Annotated in this window: 22 protein-coding genes; 13 read left to right on the top strand and 9 right to left on the bottom strand. The window is 61.7% G+C overall.

Translation table 11 applies throughout. The annotated features are described in order from the left end of the window. Positions 1-84: 84 nt before the first annotated feature. The 13 genes from nuoE (at position 85) to AAG793_RS06420 (ending at position 13,273) form a co-directional block, all read left to right on the top strand. Entirely contained in the window at positions 85-588 is a 504-nt protein-coding gene (gene nuoE, locus AAG793_RS06480; protein WP_341905772.1) for an NADH-quinone oxidoreductase subunit NuoE, read from the top strand. Further along, positions 585-2,000, top strand: coding sequence for an NADH-quinone oxidoreductase subunit NuoF (gene nuoF / locus AAG793_RS06475; protein WP_341905768.1), 1,416 nt, complete (start codon positions 585-587; stop codon positions 1,998-2,000). Before nuoE ends, nuoF begins: the two co-directional genes overlap by 4 nt. Positions 2,001-2,019: 19 nt before the next feature. Then, complete coding sequence (gene nuoG, locus AAG793_RS06470; RefSeq protein ID WP_341905763.1) at positions 2,020-4,170, top strand: NADH-quinone oxidoreductase subunit NuoG; 2,151 nt, start codon at positions 2,020-2,022, stop codon at positions 4,168-4,170. After that, entirely contained in the window at positions 4,167-5,246 is a 1,080-nt protein-coding gene (gene nuoH / locus AAG793_RS06465) for an NADH-quinone oxidoreductase subunit NuoH (protein ID WP_341905762.1), read from the top strand. The genes nuoG and nuoH overlap by 4 nt, the downstream gene beginning before the upstream one ends. An 11-nt stretch (positions 5,247-5,257) precedes the next feature. After that, positions 5,258-5,755: an NADH-quinone oxidoreductase subunit NuoI gene (gene nuoI / locus AAG793_RS06460; protein WP_341905759.1), complete on the top strand. Its 498-nt coding sequence runs from the start codon at positions 5,258-5,260 to the stop codon at positions 5,753-5,755. A gap of 65 nt (positions 5,756-5,820) precedes the next feature. Then, complete coding sequence (locus AAG793_RS06455) at positions 5,821-6,468, top strand: NADH-quinone oxidoreductase subunit J (RefSeq protein ID WP_341905758.1); 648 nt, start codon at positions 5,821-5,823, stop codon at positions 6,466-6,468. Then, positions 6,465-6,773 (top strand): NADH-quinone oxidoreductase subunit NuoK, encoded by a 309-nt coding sequence (nuoK, locus tag AAG793_RS06450; protein ID WP_341905755.1) that lies wholly within the window; start codon positions 6,465-6,467, stop codon positions 6,771-6,773. Before AAG793_RS06455 ends, nuoK begins: the two co-directional genes overlap by 4 nt. Positions 6,774-6,775: 2 nt before the next feature. After that, positions 6,776-8,800, top strand: coding sequence for an NADH-quinone oxidoreductase subunit L (gene nuoL, locus AAG793_RS06445; RefSeq protein WP_341905753.1), 2,025 nt, complete (start codon positions 6,776-6,778; stop codon positions 8,798-8,800). 40 nt (positions 8,801-8,840) lie between these two features. Further along, the gene (locus AAG793_RS06440) at positions 8,841-10,316 is read left to right on the top strand and encodes an NADH-quinone oxidoreductase subunit M (protein WP_341905750.1); all 1,476 of its coding nucleotides are present in this window, start codon (positions 8,841-8,843) and stop codon (positions 10,314-10,316) included. 19 nt (positions 10,317-10,335) lie between these two features. Then, a complete protein-coding gene (nuoN, locus tag AAG793_RS06435) occupies positions 10,336-11,838 on the top strand; it encodes an NADH-quinone oxidoreductase subunit NuoN (RefSeq protein WP_341905748.1) in 1,503 nt (500 codons plus the stop codon). Between the two features lie 8 nt (positions 11,839-11,846). Continuing rightward, on the top strand, positions 11,847-12,149 hold the full coding sequence (locus tag AAG793_RS06430; RefSeq protein WP_341905745.1) for a DUF2818 family protein: 303 nt from the start codon (positions 11,847-11,849) through the stop codon (positions 12,147-12,149). Between the two features lie 5 nt (positions 12,150-12,154). Next, positions 12,155-12,751, top strand: coding sequence for an NUDIX hydrolase (locus tag AAG793_RS06425; protein ID WP_341907628.1), 597 nt, complete (start codon positions 12,155-12,157; stop codon positions 12,749-12,751). Positions 12,752-12,772: 21 nt separating this feature from the next. Further along, entirely contained in the window at positions 12,773-13,273 is a 501-nt protein-coding gene (locus AAG793_RS06420; RefSeq protein WP_341905743.1) for a DUF1178 family protein, read from the top strand. A 15-nt stretch (positions 13,274-13,288) separates the two neighbouring features. Here AAG793_RS06420 and AAG793_RS06415 read toward each other — a convergent pair whose 3' ends face one another. The 9 genes from AAG793_RS06415 to AAG793_RS06375 all read right to left on the bottom strand — a co-directional run bounded on the left by AAG793_RS06415 (position 13,289) and on the right by AAG793_RS06375 (position 22,140). Further along, positions 13,289-13,729, bottom strand: coding sequence for a hypothetical protein (locus AAG793_RS06415; RefSeq protein WP_341905741.1), 441 nt, complete (start codon positions 13,727-13,729; stop codon positions 13,289-13,291). Between the two features lie 60 nt (positions 13,730-13,789). Continuing rightward, positions 13,790-15,109 (bottom strand): Glu/Leu/Phe/Val dehydrogenase, encoded by a 1,320-nt coding sequence (locus AAG793_RS06410; RefSeq protein ID WP_341905738.1) that lies wholly within the window; start codon positions 15,107-15,109, stop codon positions 13,790-13,792. A gap of 127 nt (positions 15,110-15,236) precedes the next feature. Further along, positions 15,237-17,021: an ABC transporter transmembrane domain-containing protein gene (locus AAG793_RS06405; protein WP_341905734.1), complete on the bottom strand. Its 1,785-nt coding sequence runs from the start codon at positions 17,019-17,021 to the stop codon at positions 15,237-15,239. Positions 17,022-17,094: 73 nt separating this feature from the next. Continuing rightward, a complete protein-coding gene (locus AAG793_RS06400) occupies positions 17,095-17,469 on the bottom strand; it encodes a nuclear transport factor 2 family protein (protein WP_341905732.1) in 375 nt (124 codons plus the stop codon). 121 nt (positions 17,470-17,590) lie between these two features. Beyond that, a complete protein-coding gene (locus tag AAG793_RS06395) occupies positions 17,591-18,334 on the bottom strand; it encodes a toll/interleukin-1 receptor domain-containing protein (RefSeq protein WP_341905729.1) in 744 nt (247 codons plus the stop codon). Between the two features lie 339 nt (positions 18,335-18,673). Further along, positions 18,674-19,720: a carotenoid 1,2-hydratase gene (locus AAG793_RS06390; protein WP_341907625.1), complete on the bottom strand. Its 1,047-nt coding sequence runs from the start codon at positions 19,718-19,720 to the stop codon at positions 18,674-18,676. A gap of 50 nt (positions 19,721-19,770) precedes the next feature. Continuing rightward, positions 19,771-20,892 carry a PLP-dependent cysteine synthase family protein gene (locus tag AAG793_RS06385; protein ID WP_341905726.1) on the bottom strand — a complete coding sequence of 374 codons (1,122 nt, stop codon included), beginning with the start codon at positions 20,890-20,892 and terminating at the stop codon, positions 19,771-19,773. A gap of 97 nt (positions 20,893-20,989) precedes the next feature. After that, positions 20,990-21,685: a glutathione S-transferase family protein gene (locus AAG793_RS06380; RefSeq protein WP_341905724.1), complete on the bottom strand. Its 696-nt coding sequence runs from the start codon at positions 21,683-21,685 to the stop codon at positions 20,990-20,992. 20 nt (positions 21,686-21,705) lie between these two features. After that, entirely contained in the window at positions 21,706-22,140 is a 435-nt protein-coding gene (locus AAG793_RS06375; protein ID WP_341905722.1) for a DoxX family protein, read from the bottom strand. Positions 22,141-22,187: the final 47 nt, after the last annotated feature.

The following is a 22,187-nucleotide window of genomic DNA, read 5'->3' as shown; positions in this document are numbered from 1 at the left end:
CAAGAGGGCAACGCCAGTGGCCCGGCGAAGCCGGTTCCACGGCGTTCGCTTGGCCTGTTCATCTCTGTCGTCAGAGGTCGGAGTATGGAAATGAGTTTAAGCGCACAAACGCTGGCGTCCTTCGCCAAGGAAGTCGCCAAGTACCCCGCCGACCAGAAGCAGTCGGCAGTGATGGCCTGCCTCACCATCCTGCAGGAAGAGCACGGTTTTGTAAGCGCCGAGAGCGAGAAGCTTGTGGCCGACTACCTCGGCATGGCGCCGATTGCCGTGCATGAAGTCACCACCTTCTACAACATGTACAACCAGCGCCCGGTGGGCAAGTACAAGCTCAACGTCTGCACCAACCTGCCGTGCCAGTTGCGTGATGGCGCGAAGGCGCTGCACCACCTCGAACGCAGGCTGGGCATCACCATGGGTGAAACCACCGCTGACGGCCTGTTCACGCTGCAACAGTCCGAATGCCTGGGCGCCTGCGCCGATTCGCCGGTCATGCTGGTCAACGACCTGACGATGTGCAGCTTCATGAGCAATGACAAGCTGGATCAGCTGATCGACGGTCTTCAATCTGCCGAGGCGAAACAACCATGACGCTCGCAACCCCCACACCCTCTACGCCCGTCAGCGCCGCGGCGAAAAGCGTGCTGTCGCAGTTTGTTGCGACCGGCGTGCAGAGCTGTTTTCATGGCCGTCACATCAATCCGCAGATTCTGGCCGACCTCAACGGCAGCAACTGGCGCCTGAAAGACTACGAGGCGCGCGGCGGTTATCAGGCCCTGCGCAAGATACTGGGCAAGGACGGTTCTGAAGGCATGACGCCTGACCAGGTGATTGCCGAGGTCAAGGCCGGCAGCCTGCGCGGCCGCGGCGGCGCCGGTTTCCCGACCGGGCTGAAGTGGAGCTTCATGCCGCGCCAGTTCCCGGGCCAGAAATACCTCGTCTGCAATTCAGACGAAGGCGAGCCGGGCACCTGCAAAGACCGCGACATCATGCAGTACAACCCGCACAGCGTGATTGAAGGTATGGCGATTGCCGCCTATGCCATGGGCATCAGCGTCGGCTACAACTACATTCACGGCGAGATTTTTGCCACCTACCAGCGCTTTGAAGAGGCGCTGGAAGAGGCCCGGGCAGCCGGCCTGCTCGGCAACGGTATCCTGGGCAGCAGCTTCAACTTCCAGTTGCATGCCACCCATGGTTTCGGTGCCTACATCTGCGGCGAGGAAACCGCCTTGCTCGAATCACTGGAAGGCAAGAAGGGCCAGCCCCGCTTCAAGCCACCGTTTCCTGCGAGCTTCGGCCTCTACGGCAAGCCCACTACCATCAACAACACCGAGACCTTCGCCGCCGTGCCCTGGATCATCCGCAACGGCGGTCAGGCCTATCTGGAGTGTGGCAAGCCCAACAACGGTGGCACCAAGATTTACTCTGTTTCTGGCGACGTCGAACTGCCGGGCAACTACGAAGTGCCAATGGGCACGCCATTTGCCAAGCTGCTGGAACTGGCCGGCGGCGTGCGCAATGCCAAGGAAGGCCGCACGCTCAAGGCCGTGATTCCGGGGGGCTCTTCTTCCCCTGTGTTGCCTGCATCCATCATGATGGAGTGCACCATGGATTACGACTCCATCGCCAAGGCCGGCTCCATGCTGGGCTCGGGCGCGGTGATCGTGATGGACGACACCCGCTGCATGGTCGAGTCGCTCAAGCGGCTTTCGTACTTCTACATGCACGAGTCCTGCGGCCAGTGCACGCCCTGCCGCGAAGGCACGGGTTGGCTCTGGCGCGTGGTGGACCGCATTCACCGCGGTGAAGGCCGCCCCGGCGACATGGACCTGCTGAACTCCGTGGCTGACAACATCCAGGGCCGTACCATCTGCGCGCTGGGCGACGCGGCCGCCATGCCAGTGCGCGCCATGATCAAGCACTTCCGCCACGAATTCGAGGCCATGATCAAGCCCGCCGGCGCTGAAGCCCACACCCCGGCTGATGCCGTGCAAGCCTGAGTCCCGGAAAGAAAGCAACATGGTTGAAATAGAACTCGACGGCCAGAAAGTGGAGGTGCTCGAAGGCAGCACCGTGATGCACGCTGCCGAAAAAGCCGGCACCTACATTCCGCACTTTTGCTATCACAAGAAACTGAGCATCGCGGCCAACTGCCGTATGTGCCTGGTCGACGTGGAAAAAGCCCCAAAACCCATGCCCGCCTGCGCAACGCCAGTCACGCAAGGCATGGTGGTGCGCACCAAGAACGACAAAGCCATCAAGGCCCAGAAGGGCGTGATGGAGTTTCTGCTGATCAACCACCCGCTGGATTGCCCCATCTGCGACCAGGGCGGTGAGTGCCAGCTGCAGGACCTGGCTGTCGGCTACGGCGGCAGCGAATCGCGCTATCAGGAAGAAAAGCGCGTGGTGTTCCACAAGAACGTCGGCCCGCTGATCTCGATGGAAGAGATGAGCCGGTGCATCCACTGCACCCGCTGCGTGCGTTTCGGGCAGGAAGTCGCCGGTGTGATGGAACTCGGCATGTCCCACCGCGGCGAGCATGCAGAGATCGAGACCTTTGTCGGCATGTCGGTGGACTCAGAACTCTCTGGCAACATGATCGACATCTGCCCGGTGGGCGCGCTCACCAGCAAGCCTTTCCGTTACAGCGCACGTACCTGGGAGCTGTCGCGCCGCAAGTCGGTCAGCCCGCACGACTCGACCGGTGCTAATCTGATTGTCCAGGTCAAGAACAACAAGGTCATGCGCGTGGTCCCGCTGGAGAACGAAGAGGTCAACGAGTGCTGGATCGCCGACCGCGACCGCTTCTCGTACGAGGCCCTGAACAGCGACGAGCGCCTGACCCGCCCCATGCTCAAGCAGGGCGGTGAGTGGAAAACTGTCGACTGGCAGACCGCGCTGGAGTACGTGGCCAACGGCCTGAAGCAGATCAAGGCCGACCATGGCGCTGCCAGTATCGGCACGCTCGCCAGCCCGCACAGCACGCTGGAAGAGCTGTTCCTCGCTGCCTCGCTGATGCGGGGCCTGGGCAGTGACAACATTGACTACCGCCTGCGTAACGCGGAGTTTGCGGCACCGGCCGATATCCGCTGGCTGGGCACGTCGATTGCATCCCTGTCGCAGCTGCAGCGCGCGCTGGTGGTGGGCTCCAACCTGCGCAAGGACCACCCGCTGTTCGCGCAGCGCATTCGCCAGTCGGTACGCAAGGGCTGTGCACTCAGCTCGGTCAACTCGGCTGCCGAACTGGCAACGGCCGATGCCTGGGCGATGCCGGTGGCCCATGCGGTCACTGCCGAGCCTTCAAACTGGGCTCAGGCCCTCGCAGACATCGCGACCGCCATTGCTGCTGAAAAAGGTGTGGCCGCGCCAGCCGCCGGTCAAGCGACCGAAGCCGCCCAAAAGATCGCCAAGTCCCTGCTCGGTGGCGAGCGTAAGGCCGTGCTGCTGGGCAACGCCGCCGCCCACCACGCGCAGGCCTCGACGCTGCTGGCATTGGCGCAGTGGATCGCTGCACAAACCGGTGCAACCGTTGGCTACCTGACGGAAGCCGCCAACACCGTGGGTGCCCAACTGGCCGGCGCATGGCCTGGTGCCAAAGGACTGAATGCATCCGACATGCTGAGCGGCAAGCTCAAGGCGGCCATCCTGCTGAACACCGAACCCGAGTTCGACTCTGCTGCGGGTCGTCAGGCCCTGACCGGCCTGAACGCTGCGCAGATGGTCGTGACCTTGAGCCCGTTCAAGGCGAACATGGCGATCAGCGATGTGCTGCTGCCGATTGCGCCGTTCACCGAAACCTCAGGCACCTTCGTCAATGCCGAAGGCCGCATCCAGGGCTTCCATGCCGTGGTCAAGCCTTTGGGCGAGACCCGTCCCGCATGGAAAGTGCTTCGCGTGCTGGCCAACCTGCTGGGTTTACCAAGCTTCGAATTTGAATCCTCGCAAGAGGTGTTGCAGCAGATTCCGGGCGCGAGTGCGAGCCATGTGCCTGCCGAGCGTCTGGACAACAGCAGCCAGGTCGCTATGGCCGTGTCCAGTGCGCCCGTGGCGGCCCCGGCAGTGGCTGCGATCTATCAACTCGACGGATTGGTGCGCCGCGCCAGTTCACTCCAGATGACGGCTGATGCGCGTTCTGCTGTAGCGTCGGGCCGCGAAGGGGTGGCCGCATGATTGACACCATTTACGGCTTCGGCCAGGGGCTGATGGGCGGCATCTGGCCCGCGACTGTCTGGCCGGTGCTCTGGACGCTGATCAAAATCGTCTGCGTGTTGCTGCCGCTGATGGGCTGCGTGGCCTACCTCACGCTGTGGGAGCGCAAAGCGATTGGCTTCACCCAGATTCGTCTGGGCCCCAACCGGGTGGGCCCCTTCGGTCTGTTGCAGCCGATTGCCGACGCGCTCAAGCTGCTGACCAAGGAAATCATCATCCCCACGGCGGCCAGCAAAGGCCTCTTTGTGATGGGTCCCATCATGACCATCATGCCAGCGCTCGCCGCATGGGCGGTAGTACCGTTCGGGCCTGAGGTGGCGTTGGCCAACATCAACGCCGGCCTGCTGTTCCTGATGGCCATCACTTCGCTCGAAGTCTACGGCGTGATCATTGCCGGCTGGGCCTCCAACTCGAAATACGCATTCCTTGGCGCCATGCGTGCCTCGGCACAAATGGTGAGCTACGAGATCGCCATGGGTTTTTGCCTGGTGGTGGTGCTGATGGTGTCCGGCAGCCTGAACATGACCGACATCGTCATGGGGCAGGGGCAGGGCATGGCCGCGAGCCAGGGCCTGAATTTCCTGTCGTGGAACTGGTTGCCGCTGCTGCCGATCTTCGTGGTGTATTTCATCTCCGGTCTGGCCGAGACCAACCGTCACCCGTTTGACGTGGTGGAAGGCGAGTCCGAGATCGTGGCCGGCCACATGGTCGAGTACTCCGGCATGGCGTTCGCCATGTTCTTCCTGGCCGAGTACGCCAACATGATTCTGGTGTCGGTGCTGTGCGTGATCCTGTTCCTGGGCGGCTGGTTGCCACCGATCGACAGCGCGCTGTTCAACTGGATTCCCGGCTGGATCTGGCTCGGCATCAAATCCTTCATCGTGGTCACCCTGTTCCTGTGGGTGCGCGCCACCTTCCCGCGCTTCCGCTATGACCAGATCATGCGTTTGGGCTGGAAGATTTTCATCCCCGTGACCCTGGTCTGGCTGGTCGTCGTCGGCGCGTGGATGCAGACCCCGTATTCACTCTGGAAATAACTGGAAAAGTCATGACTGCAGTTGCTTCTGTCAAAGATTTTGTGTCGAGCTTCATGCTCACCGAGCTGTTCAAGGGCATGGCCCTGACCGGCAAGTACATGTTCCGCCGCAAGATCACCGTCCAGTTCCCGGAAGAAAAGACGCCCCAGAGCCCGCGTTTTCGTGGCCTGCACGCCTTGCGTCGTTACGAGAACGGCGAAGAGCGCTGCATCGCCTGCAAACTCTGCGAAGCCGTATGCCCGGCCATGGCCATCACCATTGAATCCGACGTTCGTGAAGACGGCAGCCGCCGCACCTCGCGCTACGACATCGACCTGACCAAGTGCATCTTCTGCGGCTTCTGTGAAGAGAGCTGCCCGGTCGACTCGATTGTGGAAACCCATATCTTCGAGTACCACGGCGAGAAGCGGGGCGACCTCTACTTCACCAAGGAAATGCTGCTGGCCGTGGGCGACCGCTACGAGACGGAGATTGCGGCCAACCGGGCTGCTGATGCCAAATACCGCTGATCGGGCCGCAGGGTGCGCCGACTCAGGCGTTGCCCTTGATGCCACCAGAAAGAACTCACAAGAACATGGACGCTAAAACAGGGCTTTTCTATCTTTTCTCGGCGGTGCTGCTGTTTGCGGCCTTCCGGGTGATCACCGCGCGCAATCCGGTGCATGCGGCGCTGTACCTTGTGCTCGCGTTTTTTCAGGCGGCAGCGGTTTGGATTCTGCTGAAGGCCGAGTTCCTGGCCATCACGCTGGTGCTGGTGTATGTCGGCGCGGTGATGGTGCTATTCCTCTTCGTGGTCATGATGCTGGACATCAACCTCGACAGCGTACGCAAGGGCTTCTGGAAACACTTCCCCTTGGCAGGCAGTGTGGGCGCCATCATTGCGCTGGAGATGTCCTATGTCTTGATGGGTGGCTTTCGCGAGCCGCCGAAGATTGCTCCGGGTGTCGAGCAGATCGGTGCGCAGGTCTCCAACACCAAGGAACTGGGCAAGCTGCTGTATTCCGAATACATCTATCCGCTCGAAGTGGCGGCTGTGATCCTGCTGGTGGCCATCATTGCCGCCATCGCGCTGACCCTGCGCGAGCGCAAGGACTCCAAGTACCAGAACCCGTCTGACCAGATCCGCGTGAAGCGCGCCGACCGTGTCAGCCTGGTCAAGATGAAATCGGTCGTGGCGGCACCTGCTGTCGTTGAAGACGCTTCGGAGGAGAAGAAACCATGACGCTGACCCTCGGACATTTTCTTTCGCTGGGCGCGATGCTGTTCGCGTTGTCGGTCATCGGCATCTTCCTCAACCGCAAGAACCTGATCGTGCTGCTGATGGCCATCGAATTGATGCTGCTCGCCGTCAACATGAACTTCGTGGCCTTCTCCTACTACCTGAACGACATGGCAGGCCAGATCTTCGTGTTTTTCATTCTGACGGTCGCGGCAGCCGAGTCGGCGATCGGTCTGGCCATTCTGGTGCTTTTGTTCCGTAACAAGTCCAGCATCAATGTCGATGAACTCAACACGCTCCAGGGATAAAGATGAGCGCAACACTTTCTGCATCGACCCTGCTGGCCGTTCCGCTGGCGCCACTGGCGGGCGCTTTGGCAGCCGGCATTCTGGGCACTTCTTTCGGTGGCAACTGGATTGGCCGGCGGCTCTCGCACACCCTGACCATTCTGGGCGTGCTGGTGGCGTTCATCCTCTCGGCGATGACGCTCAAGAGCGTGGCGATCGATGGCGCCCGCTTCAACGAGACGCTCTACACCTGGATGGTGGTCGGCGGCCTCAAGATGGAAATCGGCTTCCTGGTGGACGGCCTCACGGCCATGATGATGTGCGTGGTGACCTTCGTGTCGCTGATGGTCCACATCTACACCATCGGCTACATGGAAGAGGACGACGGCTATAACCGTTTCTTTGCCTACATATCCCTGTTCACTTTCTCCATGTTGATGCTGGTGATGAGCAACAACATGCTGCAACTGTTCTTCGGCTGGGAGGCTGTGGGTCTGGTGTCCTATCTGCTGATCGGCTTCTGGTTCAACAAGCCGACGGCGATTTTTGCCAACATGAAGGCCTTTCTGGTCAACCGCGTCGGTGACTTCGGCTTCATCCTGGGCATTGGCCTGATCGCCGCGTACGCTGGCACGCTGAACTATGGCGAGGCGTTTGCCAAGGCGGATGAATTGGCAAAAATAACCTTCCCCGGTACCGGCTGGATGCTGATCACCGTGGTCTGCATTTGCCTCTTCATTGGCGCCATGGGCAAATCGGCCCAGTTCCCGCTGCATGTGTGGCTGCCCGATTCGATGGAAGGCCCCACACCGATCTCGGCGCTGATCCACGCGGCCACCATGGTCACGGCCGGCATCTTCATGGTGGCGCGCATGTCTCCGCTGTTCGAGCTCAGCGATACAGCGCTCAGCTTCATCATGGTGATTGGTGCGATCACCGCGCTGTTCATGGGCTTTCTGGGCATCATCCAGAACGACATCAAGCGCGTGGTGGCGTATTCGACGCTCTCGCAGCTGGGCTACATGACGGTTGCGCTGGGCGCGTCGGCGTATTCCGTGGCGGTGTTCCACCTGATGACGCACGCTTTCTTCAAAGCGCTGCTGTTCCTCGCGGCGGGCTCCGTGATCATCGGCATGCACCACAACCAGGACATCCGCTGGATGGGTGGCGTGCGCAAGTACATGCCGATCACCTGGATCACGTCGCTGCTGGGTTCGCTGGCGCTGATTGGGACGCCCCTATTCGCCGGTTTTTACTCCAAAGACAGCATCATCGAGGCGGTGCACTTCAGCACCTTGCCGGGTGCCGGGTTTGCCTACTTCGCCGTGATGGCAGGCGTGTTCGTGACTGCCTTCTACTCCTTCCGGCTGTACTTCCTTGTTTTCCATGGCAAGGAGCGCTACGACCAGAACCCCGATGCGCACCACGATGACCACGGGCACCACGGCGATCACCATGGTGACCACCATCCGCACGAGTCTCCCTGGGTGGTCACGGTGCCGCTGATCCTGCTGGCGATCCCCTCGGTGGTGATTGGATTCATCACCCTGCAGCCGATGCTGTTCGGCGAGTTCTTCAAGGATGCGATCTTTGTCGATGCCGCCCGGCACCCGGCCATGGCCGAATTGGCCAAATTGATCCACGGCCCGCTGCAGATGGCTGGCCACGCATTCTTCACGCTGCCGCTGTATCTGGCACTCGCCGGCGTGGCGCTCTCCTACTACATGTACATGGTCAACCCGGCATTGCCAGCCGCCATCCAGCGCAAGTTCCAGCCGCTGCACACGCTGCTGGACAATAAGTACTACCTCGACTGGTTCAATGAGAACGTGCTGGCGCGCGGCGCGCGGGGGCTGGGTACGGCTCTGTGGAAGGGGGGCGATCAGGCCTTGATCGACGGCGCGGTGGTGAACGGATCGTGGAAGCTGGTGGGATTCATCTCCGGCATGGTGCGCAAGCTGCAGTCCGGCTTCATCTACCACTACGCGTTCGGCATGATCATCGGCGTGTTTGTGCTGATGACGTACTTCGTCTGGTTCAACCGCTGATCCGTTCAACAATAACCAAGAATATCAAGGAAGAACAAGAATGGGTTTGTTGAGTCTTGCCATCTGGATGCCAATCGCCTTCGGCGTGGTGTTGCTGGCACTGGGTCGTGACGAGCAGGCGCGCAGCGTCCGCTGGATCGCGCTGATCGGTGCAGTTGCCAGCTTTCTGGTGACCTTGCCGCTGTACAGCGGTTTTCAGGCAGACACCTCGGCCATGCAGTTCGTGGAAAAGGCCGAGTGGATTGATCGTTTCAACGTCAACTACCACCTCGGTGTGGACGGCATCTCGCTGTGGTTCGTGCTGCTCACCGCCTTCATCAATGTGGTGGTCATCATCGCCAGCTGGGAGGCGATCACCACACGTGTGAACCAGTACATGGCCTCGTTCCTGATCCTCAGCGGCCTGATGATCGGCGTGTTCGCAGCACTCGACGGCATCCTGTTCTACGTGTTCTTCGAGGCCACGCTGATCCCAATGTACCTCATCATCGGCATCTGGGGCGGACCGAACAAGATCTACGCAGCGTTCAAGTTCTTCCTCTACACACTGCTCGGCTCGCTGCTGATGCTGGTCGCGCTGATCTTTCTCTATAACAAGTCCGGCGGGAGCTTCGACATCCTGACCTGGCACAAGCTGCCGATGGGCAGCACGGTGCAGACGCTGCTGTTCTTCGCTTTCTTTGCCGCCTTCGCCGTGAAGGTGCCGATGTGGCCGGTACACACCTGGCTGCCAGACGTGCACGTCGAAGCACCCACCGGCGGCTCGGCCGTGCTGGCTGCCATCATGCTGAAGCTGGGTGCTTACGGCTTCCTGCGGTTTTCCATGCCGATTGCCCCAGACGCATCGCGTGAATGGGCCTGGCTGATGATCGCCTTGTCGCTGATCGCCGTGATCTATGTGGGTCTGGTCGCGATGGTTCAGCGCGACATGAAGAAGCTGGTGGCTTACTCGTCGGTGGCCCACATGGGCTTTGTGACGCTGGGCTTCTTCATCTTCAACGACCTTGGCGTGTCTGGCGGCCTGGTGCAGATGATTGCGCACGGCTTCGTGTCGGGCGCCATGTTTCTGTGCATCGGCGTGCTGTATGACCGGGTGCATTCGCGCGAGATTGCCAGCTATGGCGGCGTGGTCAACACCATGCCCAAGTTCGCTGCCTTTGCACTGTTGTTTGCGATGGCCAACTGCGGCCTGCCGGGCACTGCCGGTTTTGTCGGCGAGTGGATGGTGATCCTCGGCGCCGTGAAATTCAATTTCTGGATCGGCGCCGCAGCGGCAACCGCCCTGATTTTTGGCGCAGCTTACACCCTGTGGATGTTCAAGCGGGTGTACCTCGGCCCGGTGGCTAATGATGACGTGCGCGCACTGAAAGACATCAATAGCCGCGAGTTCCTGGTGCTCGCGATTCTGGCAGTGGCCGTTCTTTACATGGGCATCTACCCCAAGCCTTTCACAGACGTGATGGACACCTCGGTGGCGGACCTGCTCAAGCATGTGGCAGCGTCCAAACTGAACTGACGCACAACAAAGTATTCCGATGATTGACAAACTTTCCTGGATTGCGGTCTACCCCGAGCTCGTGCTATTGGTCATGGGCTGCGTGATTGCGCTGGTAGATCTGTGGGTGAAGTCTCCGCAGCGCACGCTGACGTACGTGCTGACGCTGGCCACCCTTGCCGTAGTGGCTGTGATGGAAGCCTTTTACGCCAGCAGTGGCCAGACCTACTATGGCTTCGGCAACATGGTGGTGGTGGACCCGATGGGCGGCTGGCTCAAATGCTTTGCCACCGTGGCCCTGATGGTGACGCTGGTCTACGGCCGGCCCTATGCCGCCCAACGTGACATGCTGCGCGGCGGCGAATTCTTCACGCTGAGCCTGTTTGCGCTGCTGGGCATGTTCGTGATGATCTCGGGTCACAACTTCCTGGTGATCTACATGGGTCTGGAGCTGATGACGCTCTCCAGCTACGCGCTGGTGGCCCTGCGCCGCGACAACGCCACCGCCACCGAAGCGGCCATGAAGTACTTCGTGCTGGGTGCGCTGGCGTCCGGTTTTCTGCTCTATGGCCTGTCGATGCTCTACGGTGCGACCGGTTCGCTCGATCTGAACGAAGTGTTCAACGCCATTGCCAGCCGTCAGGTCAAGCATCAGGTGCTGGTATTCGGTCTGGTCTTCATCGTCGCGGGTCTGGCGTTCAAACTGGGTGCAGTGCCCTTCCACATGTGGCTGCCCGATGTGTACCAGGGCGCCCCGACAGCCATCACGCTGCTGATCGGTGCTGCACCGCAGCTTGCAGCGTTCGCCATCTGCATCCGCCTGTTGGTCGAGGGCATGCTGCCGCTGGCCATCGATTGGCAGCAAATGCTGGCGTTGATGGCGATCGGCTCTCTGCTGGTGGGCAATCTGGCCGCCGTCGCGCAGTCCAACCTCAAGCGCATGCTCGCCTTCTCGACGATCTCCCAGATGGGTTTTCTGCTGCTTGGTTTGCTGGCTGGCGTCGTCAATGGCAACCAGATCAACACCGAGTCGGCCTACAGTGCCTCGATGTTCTACGCCATCACCTACGTGCTGACCACGCTGGGTGCGTTCGGTATCATCCTGCTGCTTTCGCGTGCCGGTCATGAGTCTGAAGAGATCAGCGATCTGGCCGGTCTGAACCAGCGCAGCCCGCTCTACGCTGGCGTGATGGCCATCAGCATGTTCTCTCTGGCGGGTCTGCCGCCGCTGGTCGGCTTTTATGCCAAGCTGGCGGTGCTGCAGGCGCTGGTGTCGTCGCAGCAGACCACCTATGTGGTGCTGGCCGTGTTCGCGGTGCTGATGTCGTTGGTAGGCGCGTTCTACTACCTGCGCGTCGTGAAGGTCATGTATTTCGATGCACCCCAGGGCGCCAACACTGGCGCGATTTCGGGTCCAGCCGATGCCAAGGTGGTGCTGTCAATCAACGGCGCGCTGATCCTGATCCTTGGCCTGGCGCCCGGCGGTCTGATGACGCTGTGCTCGCAGGCGATGAGCAGCGTCGTGAAGTCACTGGGCAGCTGAGCGCCGCCATGACCCAAACAACGTCCGTCTGGGCGGTGGTGCTGCTGGCTCTGGTGCTGGCCAACCTGCCTTTCCTCAATGACCGGTTGTTCGCGGTGATCCGTCTTTCCGCGCCCAAGAACCTGGCCGTGCGCCTTGGCGAGATGGTAGTCGGTTACTTTCTGGCGGGTGCTGTGGGCCTCGGGCTGGAGCAGCGACTGGGCCAGATCGCGCCGCAGGGATGGGAGTTCTATGCCATCACCAGCACGCTCTTCATCACCTTTGCCTTTCCCGGTTTCACCTGGCGCTACCTGTTCAAGCCTCGCGGGTGAGCGCTGTGGTGCCTGCGGACGAATCCCCTGACCAGCATCTGCGGGAAACCACCACCGAGTCAGCCGAACTTTTCACCGGCCATTTTCTGAAAGCCCGGCGCGACACCGTTCGCCTGCCAGATGGGGCCAGCGCCACGCGTGAATACATCGTTCATCCGGGCGCCGTGATGATCATTGCGCAGCTCGATGACGGCCGCCTCGTGCTGGAGCGCCAGTACCGCTACCCGGTGGGGCAGGTGATGATCGAATTCCCCGCCGGCAAACTCGATCCGGGCGAAGACTCTCTGGCTTGCGCCCGCCGCGAACTGCTGGAAGAAACCGGCTATACCGCACGCCAGTGGGCCCGGGCCGGGGTGTTGCACCCGGTGATTTCCTATTCCACCGAGTTCATCGACATCTGGTTTGCCCGTGGGCTGACGGCGGGTGCCCGCCAGCTGGACGATGGCGAGTTCCTCGATGTGTTCACGGCCACGCCCGCCGAAGTGCTGGCCTGGTGCGCCAGCGGCGCCGTGACCGACGCCAAGACCCTGACCGGCATGCTGTGGCTGCAAAACGTGGCCACAGGCGCATGGGTACTGGACTGGCAGGGCGCCGCCAGCTGACGCCACTGCGATAATCGGGGCATGAAGGTCCTCAATCTCCAGTGCGCGCACCAGCATGCCTTTGAAGGCTGGTTTGCGTCCGAAGATGACTTCCAGAGCCAGCGTACCCGCGGCCTGATTGCCTGCCCCCTGTGCGCCGACACGGCAATACGCAAGCTGCCCAGCGCACCCCGGCTCAATCTGGGCTCATCACCACCCGTGACTGAAACGGTATCGCAGCCAGCAGCTGACGCCCCAGGAACCGCTCTGGCTGTCACCAACGGGCAGAATGCGCCGCTGGTCCCTGGCATGTCGCCGGCGCAGCAGGCCGCCTTTCTTCAGGCCTTGCGCCAGGTGGTGGCGCAGACCGAAGACGTGGGTGAGAAATTCGCCGAGGAGGCGCGCCGCATGCATTACGGTGATGCCGAGGCCCGCAACATTCGTGGACAGACCAGCGCGCGCGAGGCCATGGAGCTGCTGGACGAAGGCATTGAAGTGCTGCCGCTACCACTGCCCGCCCTGCTCAAAGAAACACTGCAGTGAACAGGGCCCCCGCAGTCACCCACTGCGTCTGACCCTCTGCACCATGCGGCTGGCGGCCAGCAGCCCTGCTGGCAAGGCCACAAAATGCGGCCATATGAAATACGCCGGGTTGTAAAACACCCAGCTGAACGTGTCCTCGCCCAGGGCCACTGACTCCATCGTTCCGGTGACCACCACATACAGCCACCAGGGTGCCGCCGCCGCGAGCACTGTGGCTGCGGCAGTCTTGCTGACAACGCGGAAGATCACCTGACCCGCCGCAACGGCCAGCAGGAAGATCGGCAGGTGGCGAATGGCAATCAGTGCAAAGGCGGCGCGGGCGTGTTCTTCGTCCTGCATCTGAACCGTCCAGCGGACCAGTGCCGGGTCATTTAGCAGTGGCCCCAGGGTGGCAGCCAGCAGCGCCAACAAGCTGCCCCCGGCAATGGCCATCAGGAGCGGGTAACGGTCGGTCATGCAGCACTGTAACCGTGCCGATCAACGGGCGGATCAGCATGCCGACACGCCCTTCGCAGATCAGGGGTACAGGCCGCGCAACTCGCGGGTGTGCAGAATGCGCTTGCAGGCCACGATGAAGGTGGCGGTGCGCAGGCTTACCTTCTGGTCCTGTGCGACTTGCCACACGCCGGCAAAAGCCTCGCGCATGATCTTCACCAGGCGGGCATTGATTTCGTCTTCATCCCAGAAGAAGCTCGAAAAGTCCTGCACCCACTCGAAGTAACTCACCGTCACGCCGCCGGCGTTGGCAATCACGTCGGGCAGCACCAGCACATTGCGATCCTGCAGGATGTCGTCTGCTGCTGGCGTGGTGGGGCCGTTCGCGCCCTCGATCACCATGCGTGCCTTGATGCGGTGGGCGTTGGCGGCCGTGATCTGCTGCTCCAGCGCGGCGGGGATCAGGATGTCGCATTCAACATCCCAGAACGCATCGTTGGCAATCACTTCAGCCTGCGCAAAGCCGCCGACGCTGCCGGTCTCGGCCACATGGCGCAGCAGGGCGGGTACGTCCAGACCGGCTTCGCGGTAAATCGTGCCGCCATGGTCCTGCACCGCCACCACGCGGGCGCCAGCTTCGGCAAACAGCTTGCCGGCCACACCGCCCACATTGCCAAAGCCTTGTACCGCCACGCGTGCGCGTGAGATATCCATGCCAATGTGCTTGGCGGCTTCCACGCCCACGGTGAACACGCCGCGGCCAGTGGCCTCGCGGCGGCCGAGTGAGCCACCCAGGTCCACCGGCTTGCCGGTGACCACGCCGGTCGACGTGGAGCCGGTGTTCATGGAGTAGGTGTCCATCATCCACGCCATGATCTGGTCATTGGTGTTGACGTCGGGTGCAGGGATGTCCTTGGTGGGGCCGATGATGATGCCGATCTCGCTGGTGTAGCGGCGCGTCATGCGCTCGAGTTCGCCGCGCGAGAGCTTCTTCGGGTCCACGCGAATGCCGCCTTTGGCGCCGCCGTATGGCACATTCACCGCCGCGTTCTTGATCGACATCCAGGCCGACAGCGCCATCACTTCAGAGAGCGTCACGTCCTGGTGAAAACGCACACCGCCCTTGCCGGGGCCACGCGAGACGTTGTGTTGCACGCGGTAGCCTTCAAAGTGCGCCACGGTGCCGTCGTCCATGTGGATGGGCACATCGACAATCAGCACCCGCTTCGGGCGCTTCAGTGTCTCGGCCCAGCGGGCCAGGCTGCCCAGGTGCGGAATGACCCGGTCGACCTGCTGCAGGTAGTTGCCCCAGGGGCCGAGGTTGTCGGCCTGCAGATACGAGGGGAGGGAATGGGCGCCAGCCACTGGCGGGCTTTGCGTGGCGGTGTTTGCGTGTGACATGAATTGGACTCCTTGTGGGATAAAACTCGGTGCGTGGAGCTTACGAGTCGGCGCCCAAATAGTCCAAGGCATTTGAACCGCCCTATCTATGCATTAAATGCATAGATAGGCAAAAGAGGTATAAAACTCAGGTCGTGAACTGCAGCGCCGCCAGCCGCGCGTACACACCGCCGCGGCTCACCAGCTCGGCGTGCGTGCCTTGCTCCACCAGCTGGCCATGGTCCAGCACCACAATGCGGTCAGCCTTTTGCACCGTGGCCAGTCGGTGCGCAATGACCAGCGTGGTGCGGTCTTTCATCGCGTATTCCAGTGCGGCCTGCACCATGCGCTCGCTTTCGGCGTCGAGTGCGCTGGTGGCTTCATCCAGCAGCAGCAGTGGCGCATTTTTCAGCATGGCGCGGGCAATGGCGATGCGCTGGCGCTGTCCACCCGACAGGCGCACACCACGCTCGCCCAGAAAGGTCGCATAGCCCTCGGGCAAGGCCGTGATGAAGTCGTGCGCAAACGCCGCCTTTGCCGCCGCATGCACCGCGTCGTCGGTCGCCTCGGGCTTGCCGTAGCGGATGTTCTCCAGCGCGCTGGTTGAAAAAATCACCGCGTCCTGCGGCACGATGCCGATGCGCTGGCGCAGGTCGGTCAGCGCCATATCGCGCGTGGCCACACCGTCAAGCTCAATGCTGCCGCTGCTCGGGTCATAAAACCGCATTAGCAACTGGAACACCGTGCTCTTGCCAGCACCGCTGGGGCCCACAATCGCCACGGTTTCGCCGGGCGCGACGTGCAGGTTGAAGTCTGTCAGCGCCGCCTGAGTGGGGCGCGACGGATAGCGGAAGGTCAAGTTTTTGAACTGTACCGCGCTGCCCGCGCTGGTGATGCGCGCCGGCACCGGGTGCGCCGGTGATGTGACCGGTGAGCGCGAGGCCAGCAGTTCCATCAGCCGCTCGGTGGCGCCAGCGGCGCGCAGCAGGTCGCCATAGACCTCGCTCAACACGGCCGCGGCGCTGGCCAGAATGATCACGTACACCACCGTCTGGCCCAAGTGGCCGGCGGTGATGTCGCCGCGCGTCACCGCCTGCGTGCCCTGGTACAGCCCCCACAGCAGCCCGGCAGAGGTGGCAATGATGATGAAGGCCACCAGCACGGTGCGTGCCCGCGTCCGCCGGACGGCGGTGTGAAAAGCGTTGGTGGTCGACTGGTTGAAGCGCTCCGCCTCGCGCCCTTCGGCGGTGTAGCTTTGCACCACCGGAATCGCATTCAGCACCTCGGCCGCAATCGCACTGGAGTCGGCCACGCGGTCCTGGCTGGCACGCGACAGCTTGCGTACCCTGCGCCCAAACCACACCGAAGGCGCAACGATCAGCACCAGGCCGCCCAGCACCTGCACCATCAGGTAGGGGTTGGTCACCACCAGCATGGTCAGTGCACCCGCGCCCATCACCGCGTTGCGCAGCCCCATGCTGAGCGACGACCCCACCACGGTCTGCACCAGCGTGGTGTCACCGGTCAGGCGCGACAGCACTTCACCAGTCTGCGTGGTTTCAAAAAACTCCGGGCTTTGCCTCACCACATGTGAATACACCGCGTTGCGCAAGTCGGCGGTGACCCGTTCTCCCAGCCAGCTCACGGTGTAGAAGCGACCGGCTGAAAACAGCCCCAGCGCGGCAGCCACTGCAAACAGCTCAAAGAAGTGCCGGCGCAGCGCGAGCATCTGCTCACCTTTGTCACTCACGCTCAGGCCACCATCAATCAGACTGCGCAGCGCCAGCGGGAACACCAGCGTTGCCACCGCCGCCATCACCAGAAAGAACACCGCCAGCAGGATGTGCCCACGGTAGGGCTTGAGAAAAGGAACCAGTCCGGAGAGGGAGCGCGGAGCGCCTTTGGGTGCGTCAGAGCGCGGTGATTGAGCCATTCACAGAGTTTAGGGCTTGTGAGTGCTTGGGAGTCTGGCCTGAATATCGAAGACGTCGCCAGACGCATGGGCGCTACTTGCTTATAGCGAACGCGGTGCCAGCAACCACTTTCCACCCAGCGGAAGTTCGCTGCCAAACGCGAAGATACCGAAAGTGCCCTTCAAATGCATGGCCCTTGAACACGCCAGAGACGAAAGCCAGGACGGTGACGGAGGCGACTGCTTCCCTAATTCTGATCTGCCGATCTTGAAACTCGACCGCCAGGATTCGCTGTTCACCTGACCTGTAAAGGTTGAGATCGCCGTCCTTTGACAGAACGCTTCCGTCCGGACCGATAAAGAGGAGAGAGTCGTCAATCAATGCGTCGAGTATCGTGACGTCGCCTGCAAGCATTGCAGCTCGAAGTCCGTCCTCTGCGGCTTCGATCTCGGAAATTCGGTTGTTCATCTAGTGTCGAACTCGTGATAGATGCAGATGAAGTGCAGGAGCGTTGGTTACGACGCTCAACGCCCAGGTTCAGGCGAGGACGTCGCATTAGAACCTGTTGTTAGGCCAGCACACCCTCGATCTACTCTTTTGCTGTCATCAAGCGAACCATTTCTTCGCGGCCTTTGGCCTCGACCCACATGAACTCCATTGTCCCTGAGCTGTTGACGTACTTTGCTTTGATAGCGAGATCGCGGGCGTAGTCGAATAGGAGCTTAGATGCGCCCATCGCCTGCCGCACTCTTTCGGTTTTAATTGCACCGCTCTCGAAGCTGCCTTCGTACACTTTCGATAGCGCAATCATGAATTGCGTCACCGGACTCGCCTGGGTTGGAGTGGGTGTCGAATGAGGAAGAAGCGTGGGAGTGTTCCCTATTGGCGGCTTCACAAAGAGCGGTGCGCCGAGGAGCTCGCGTAGCAACTGATCGAATCCGGTCTCGAAGTAGTCCTGCTTGGAGAGATCGATGTAGAGCTTGGAGCCGAGGAACGTTGGAAGCGCGCCCATTTGCCGTAGAACTGGGATCACTTTTGCAGAATCTATTCGCGTCATTAGTTCTGCGGTGACGATCATCTTTTCGTATCCGACGCCGCCCATCCCAGCATTCGCCTTCTCCACGTACCTGTTGGTGCAGATCATCAGAATTCGAACGGACTCCGAGATTCCCCTCTCCATAAAGTGGGGTAGATCGCCGCCTGGTCCGATGTCCCATTGGTCTAGGATCACGTCGATCCCAGAAGTCCTCAGCCGTGTTGCCAACTCCAACACCCACAGCTTGTGCTCTGGCGAATCATGGGAGTAGGAGATGAATACTTTCGGGGCTGACATTTTTGTGTTGACCTCACAGAGTCCTCGGGGCCTAACGTAATGTATGGAGCAACACCTGCTGGATAAACTGGCCGGTGCTCGATATCCTGGAAATGAAATCACCTTGAAAGTGGCTTGCAACCTTGATTCTGGCGCTTGTCCTTGCCAGTTTATACGGGCATAGAAATTCCGACGAAGCCCGCAGCGAAAATTGTGGTGCTGCCTCATGACGCAGGTAATTCAAGGAAGTCATCGGTCTTTTGATAACTTCTGCTGCAAATCCGTTCGGGCTGAGGTATCGAAGCCCTTCGATACCTCAGGGCGAACGGTCATGGTTACTGCCGCAACCTTGCCACCAACCTACATCCGCAAAGGCTGCGCATACCCCGTCATCTCCAGATACCCACGCGCCACCTTCTTGCCATTGCTGTCGTACATGTCGCTCAACCCTTCCCAGTAGATCGCACCAGTGGAGTTGCGGCTGTCCATTTCCTGGTTGTCGATGACGGCCTTGACGGTGTAGAAATCGGCCGGTGTGCGCACGATCCATTCCACCGGGTAGATGGCCTGTGAGAGCGGGCTCTTCCAACTGCGTTGCGGTCTGAATTCGTTCTCGCCGCGGCTGGCGGTGTAAAGCAGGCCGTTGCCGGTGCGGAAGGAGCCGCCGTCCCACAGGGTGCTGCCGTCCTTGCGCCGCAGGCGAAAGGCGGTGAGTGCGCTGCCGTCGTAGTAGTTCATGCCGATCCAGTCCCAGCCGGTGGCTTCGGGGTGCAGCAGCTCTTCGCTCCATTCGTGGTCCAGCCATGCCACGCCCTTGACTGCCAGCTTTTGATTGCCAACGGTCAGCGTTCCGCTGGTGGCCAGCTGCGGCTGGCTGTAGTAGTAGCTGGCCTGTTTTTCCTCTGGCCCCTTGCGCGACAGGCCTTGCCGGCCTTGCAGCAGCACCGCCTGGGTTTCATCAAACTGCAGCGAGAGACCAAAGCCGGTGGCGGGCAGCTCTGCGGTGTAGCGTTTGCCGTCTGCCGTCAAGGACCAGTCGCGCAGCCGGATGGCCATGTCCTGCTGGCCCGTGCTGGCGATGTCAAAACCCTCGCGGGCAATGCGCTGGTCGTGCCAGAGTTTCTTGCCCTGCACATCGGTGATGGCGGCATGCGCAAACACCAGTTGTTTGGCGGCAAAGGCTGAACCCATGCCCTGCGTGGCATCGACCCGCGAACGGAAAAACGTGAGCTGAAAGCCGAAGCGGCGCGGCACGGCTTCGGTGGTGAAGGCCTCGCCGGTGATGTACCACCACTCGGTGCGAAAGTCAGGGTGAGCGCCGCGGTCGCGCGGGAACACCAGCGCCTTCGCGGGCAGTGCGTGGGCCGCGTCGTGCGGCAGCGCGGCGGCGCCTGCCGCGATACCCATCCACTGCAGTGCCTGCCGGCGCCGGATCGGGCTCATGTTGATATTCATGCTCATGTCCCTGATGTGAGCGCGGGGCGCATCAGGCGGACTATGCCTTCGTGCGCGGTGCTGCAGTCGCCCAGCTTGTCGGCCACCCAGCCGTCGTCGTGATAAGTGGGCAGGTAGCGCTCGCCAGAGTCGCACAGCAGCGAGAGGATGGAACCCTGTTCGCCGCGGGCCAGCATCTCGTGGGCCAGTGTGAGCATGCCAACAAAGTTGGTACCGGTCGAAGGGCCGACCTTGCGGCCCAGCAGGCGCGACAGTGCGCGCATGGCGGCCAGCGAATCGGCATCGGGCACCTCGATCATGCGGTCGATCACACTGCGGATAAAGCTGGCCTCCACCTGCGGCCGGCCAATGCCTTCGATGCGTGAGCCGGGACCAGTGAGAGTGGCGTCGCCGGTGCGGTGATAGGCCGCAAACACCGAACCCACCGGATCGGCCACACACAGCTGGCTCGCATGCTGCTGGTAGCGCACATAGCGGCCAATGGTGGCGCTGGTGCCACCGGTGCCTGCACCGACCACGATCCAGCGCGGCACGGGAAAGCGCTCGCGCGCCATCTGGTGAAACATGCTCTCGGCAATGTTGTTGTTGCCGCGCCAGTCGGTGGCGCGCTCGGCGTAGGTGAACTGGTCCATGTAGTGGCCGCCGGTCTCCAGCTCCAGCTGGCGTGCTTCGTCGTACACCGCGCTGGCGCTTTCCACCCAGTGGCAGCGACCGCCATAGAACTCGATCTGCGCGATTTTTTCCGGTGAGGTGCTGCGCGGCATCACGGCGATGAAGGGCAGGCCCAGCAGTCGGGCAAAGTAGGCCTCGCTCACGGCGGTGGAGCCGCTCGATGCTTCCACGATGGTGGAGCCTTCGTGAATCAGCCCGTTGCACAGCGCGTAAAGGAACAGCGATCGCGCCAGGCGGTGCTTGAGGCTGCCGGTGGGGTGGGTGGACTCGTCTTTCAGGTACAGGTCAATCCCGCGCGCCGCGAAATCCGGCAGGGGCAGTGCGATCAGGTGCGTATCAGCGCTACGCTGAAAGTCGGCCTCGATGCGGGCCACGGCCGCATGCAGCCAGGCATGGCCTGTGGCCCCGGTGGTGTGGGGGCCGGGAAGGACAAGAGGGGGCGCAGACGTCATGCCCCGGATTCTCGCAGCATGGCCACCTGTTGTGAAAGTGGCCTGCACCCTGGCTGGCGGCTGCGTGCAGATTGCTGCAGAAGCTGATTCCGTTGCGTCAGGCGTGCGCCGTGGCGGTGCTGTGATCCGCAAGACGATGCGAGATCTCTGTGTCGCGTCGCCGCAGAAATGCTTCCAGCTCGCGGGCGTAGTGGGGGCTGACGGCGCGCTGCATCGATGGCCGTTGTGCGAGCGCCGCACGCCAGGCGTGGACACGGGGCGCACGGTCAGGGTCAGGCAGAAAGCCGGATTCGCCCAGGCCTTCCAGCACGTCAAAGTAGCGAAATACCGGGCCGAACACGGCATCAACCAGGGTGAAGGCAGCGCCTGAAAAATACGGCCCACTGGGGTGAAGGGCTTGCTCGACTTGCAGGAACTTGCCGGCAATCGCCTGGCGCCGCGCTTCCAGCGCACCAGCGTCTGCAGCGTTGTAAAACGCGGCGATATCGTCCACCACGCTGGAGCCGAACTCCATCCATCCGCGGTGCTGTGCGCGCTGCAAGGCGTCTGCCGGGTGCAGCCGGGGCAGCAGGGTGTCGTCGAGGTATTCGCAGATGGCGGCCGATTCAAAGATGGGCTGGCCATCGACCAGCAGGACCGGCGTTTTACCCAGGGGCGAAATCGCCAGAAACCACGCGGGTTTGTTGGCGAGGTCGATGTCGCGCCGCTCGAAGGCGACGCCCTTTTCCATCAGGGCGATGGCGGCGCGCTGCACGTAGGGGCACAGCGTGTGACTGATGAGGGTGAGTTGCATGGATGTCTCCCGGGAAGTGTTCAGGCGACTATGAGCACACGGCTGCGGCGCAGCGCCCATTTGCCGTCACCCAGCAGCCAGTGCACCAGCGAGGCGACCAGCAGAAACAGGGGGTATTCCCAGCCGCCCTGCGGGTTGGAGAACGCCCAGCCATTCGGCCAATGCACCCATGTGGCCACGACCAGGATGGGGGTGAGCAGCAGCGACGTCTGCCGCGCGTAAAAGCCCAGCAGGAGCGCGGTGCCGCCAGCCAGCTCCATCGCCACCACCGGATAGGCCATGAAGCCGGGCAGGCCCACGCCGTCGAAGAACTGCGCCGTGCCGGGCAGGGTGAACACCAGCACCTTGAGCAGTGCGTGGGTGATCCACATGATGCCCAGTGCAACGCGGAGCAAGGTGGCGGCAAGGGCCTGACTGTGGGACTCGGGGGCGAGTTGTGTTTGGTGCGTTGACATGAAACCTCCAGAAAATTCGATACAGATGAAAGGACGCACAAGGCTTC

Source organism: Polaromonas sp. YR568, assembly GCF_943372955.1.
Classification (GTDB): Bacteria; Pseudomonadota; Gammaproteobacteria; order Burkholderiales; family Burkholderiaceae_C; genus Polaromonas.
This window is presented reverse-complemented; position numbering and strand designations above follow the sequence as displayed.

What these genes read in the sequence shown, in the direction of transcription:
- AAG793_RS06430 (WP_341905745.1), top strand. Translation starts at nt 11,847, where the DNA reads ATGACCCAAACAACGTCCGTCTGGGCGGTGGTGCTGCTGGCTCTGGTG.
- nuoL (WP_341905753.1), top strand. Translation starts at nt 6,776, where the DNA reads ATGAGCGCAACACTTTCTGCATCGACCCTGCTGGCCGTTCCGCTGGCG.
- nuoI (WP_341905759.1), top strand. Translation starts at nt 5,258, where the DNA reads ATGACTGCAGTTGCTTCTGTCAAAGATTTTGTGTCGAGCTTCATGCTC.
- AAG793_RS06440 (WP_341905750.1), top strand. Translation starts at nt 8,841, where the DNA reads ATGGGTTTGTTGAGTCTTGCCATCTGGATGCCAATCGCCTTCGGCGTG.
- nuoF (WP_341905768.1), top strand. Translation starts at nt 585, where the DNA reads ATGACGCTCGCAACCCCCACACCCTCTACGCCCGTCAGCGCCGCGGCG.
- AAG793_RS06405 (WP_341905734.1), bottom strand. Translation starts at nt 17,021, where the DNA reads ATGGCTCAATCACCGCGCTCTGACGCACCCAAAGGCGCTCCGCGCTCC.
- AAG793_RS06415 (WP_341905741.1), bottom strand. Translation starts at nt 13,729, where the DNA reads ATGACCGACCGTTACCCGCTCCTGATGGCCATTGCCGGGGGCAGCTTG.
- AAG793_RS06400 (WP_341905732.1), bottom strand. Translation starts at nt 17,469, where the DNA reads ATGAACAACCGAATTTCCGAGATCGAAGCCGCAGAGGACGGACTTCGA.
- AAG793_RS06420 (WP_341905743.1), top strand. Translation starts at nt 12,773, where the DNA reads ATGAAGGTCCTCAATCTCCAGTGCGCGCACCAGCATGCCTTTGAAGGC.
- AAG793_RS06375 (WP_341905722.1), bottom strand. Translation starts at nt 22,140, where the DNA reads ATGTCAACGCACCAAACACAACTCGCCCCCGAGTCCCACAGTCAGGCC.
- AAG793_RS06390 (WP_341907625.1), bottom strand. Translation starts at nt 19,720, where the DNA reads ATGGGTATCGCGGCAGGCGCCGCCGCGCTGCCGCACGACGCGGCCCAC.
- nuoE (WP_341905772.1), top strand. Translation starts at nt 85, where the DNA reads ATGGAAATGAGTTTAAGCGCACAAACGCTGGCGTCCTTCGCCAAGGAA.
- nuoG (WP_341905763.1), top strand. Translation starts at nt 2,020, where the DNA reads ATGGTTGAAATAGAACTCGACGGCCAGAAAGTGGAGGTGCTCGAAGGC.
- nuoH (WP_341905762.1), top strand. Translation starts at nt 4,167, where the DNA reads ATGATTGACACCATTTACGGCTTCGGCCAGGGGCTGATGGGCGGCATC.
- AAG793_RS06385 (WP_341905726.1), bottom strand. Translation starts at nt 20,892, where the DNA reads ATGACGTCTGCGCCCCCTCTTGTCCTTCCCGGCCCCCACACCACCGGG.
- AAG793_RS06395 (WP_341905729.1), bottom strand. Translation starts at nt 18,334, where the DNA reads ATGTCAGCCCCGAAAGTATTCATCTCCTACTCCCATGATTCGCCAGAG.
- nuoK (WP_341905755.1), top strand. Translation starts at nt 6,465, where the DNA reads ATGACGCTGACCCTCGGACATTTTCTTTCGCTGGGCGCGATGCTGTTC.
- AAG793_RS06410 (WP_341905738.1), bottom strand. Translation starts at nt 15,109, where the DNA reads ATGTCACACGCAAACACCGCCACGCAAAGCCCGCCAGTGGCTGGCGCC.
- nuoN (WP_341905748.1), top strand. Translation starts at nt 10,336, where the DNA reads ATGATTGACAAACTTTCCTGGATTGCGGTCTACCCCGAGCTCGTGCTA.
- AAG793_RS06455 (WP_341905758.1), top strand. Translation starts at nt 5,821, where the DNA reads ATGGACGCTAAAACAGGGCTTTTCTATCTTTTCTCGGCGGTGCTGCTG.
- AAG793_RS06380 (WP_341905724.1), bottom strand. Translation starts at nt 21,685, where the DNA reads ATGCAACTCACCCTCATCAGTCACACGCTGTGCCCCTACGTGCAGCGC.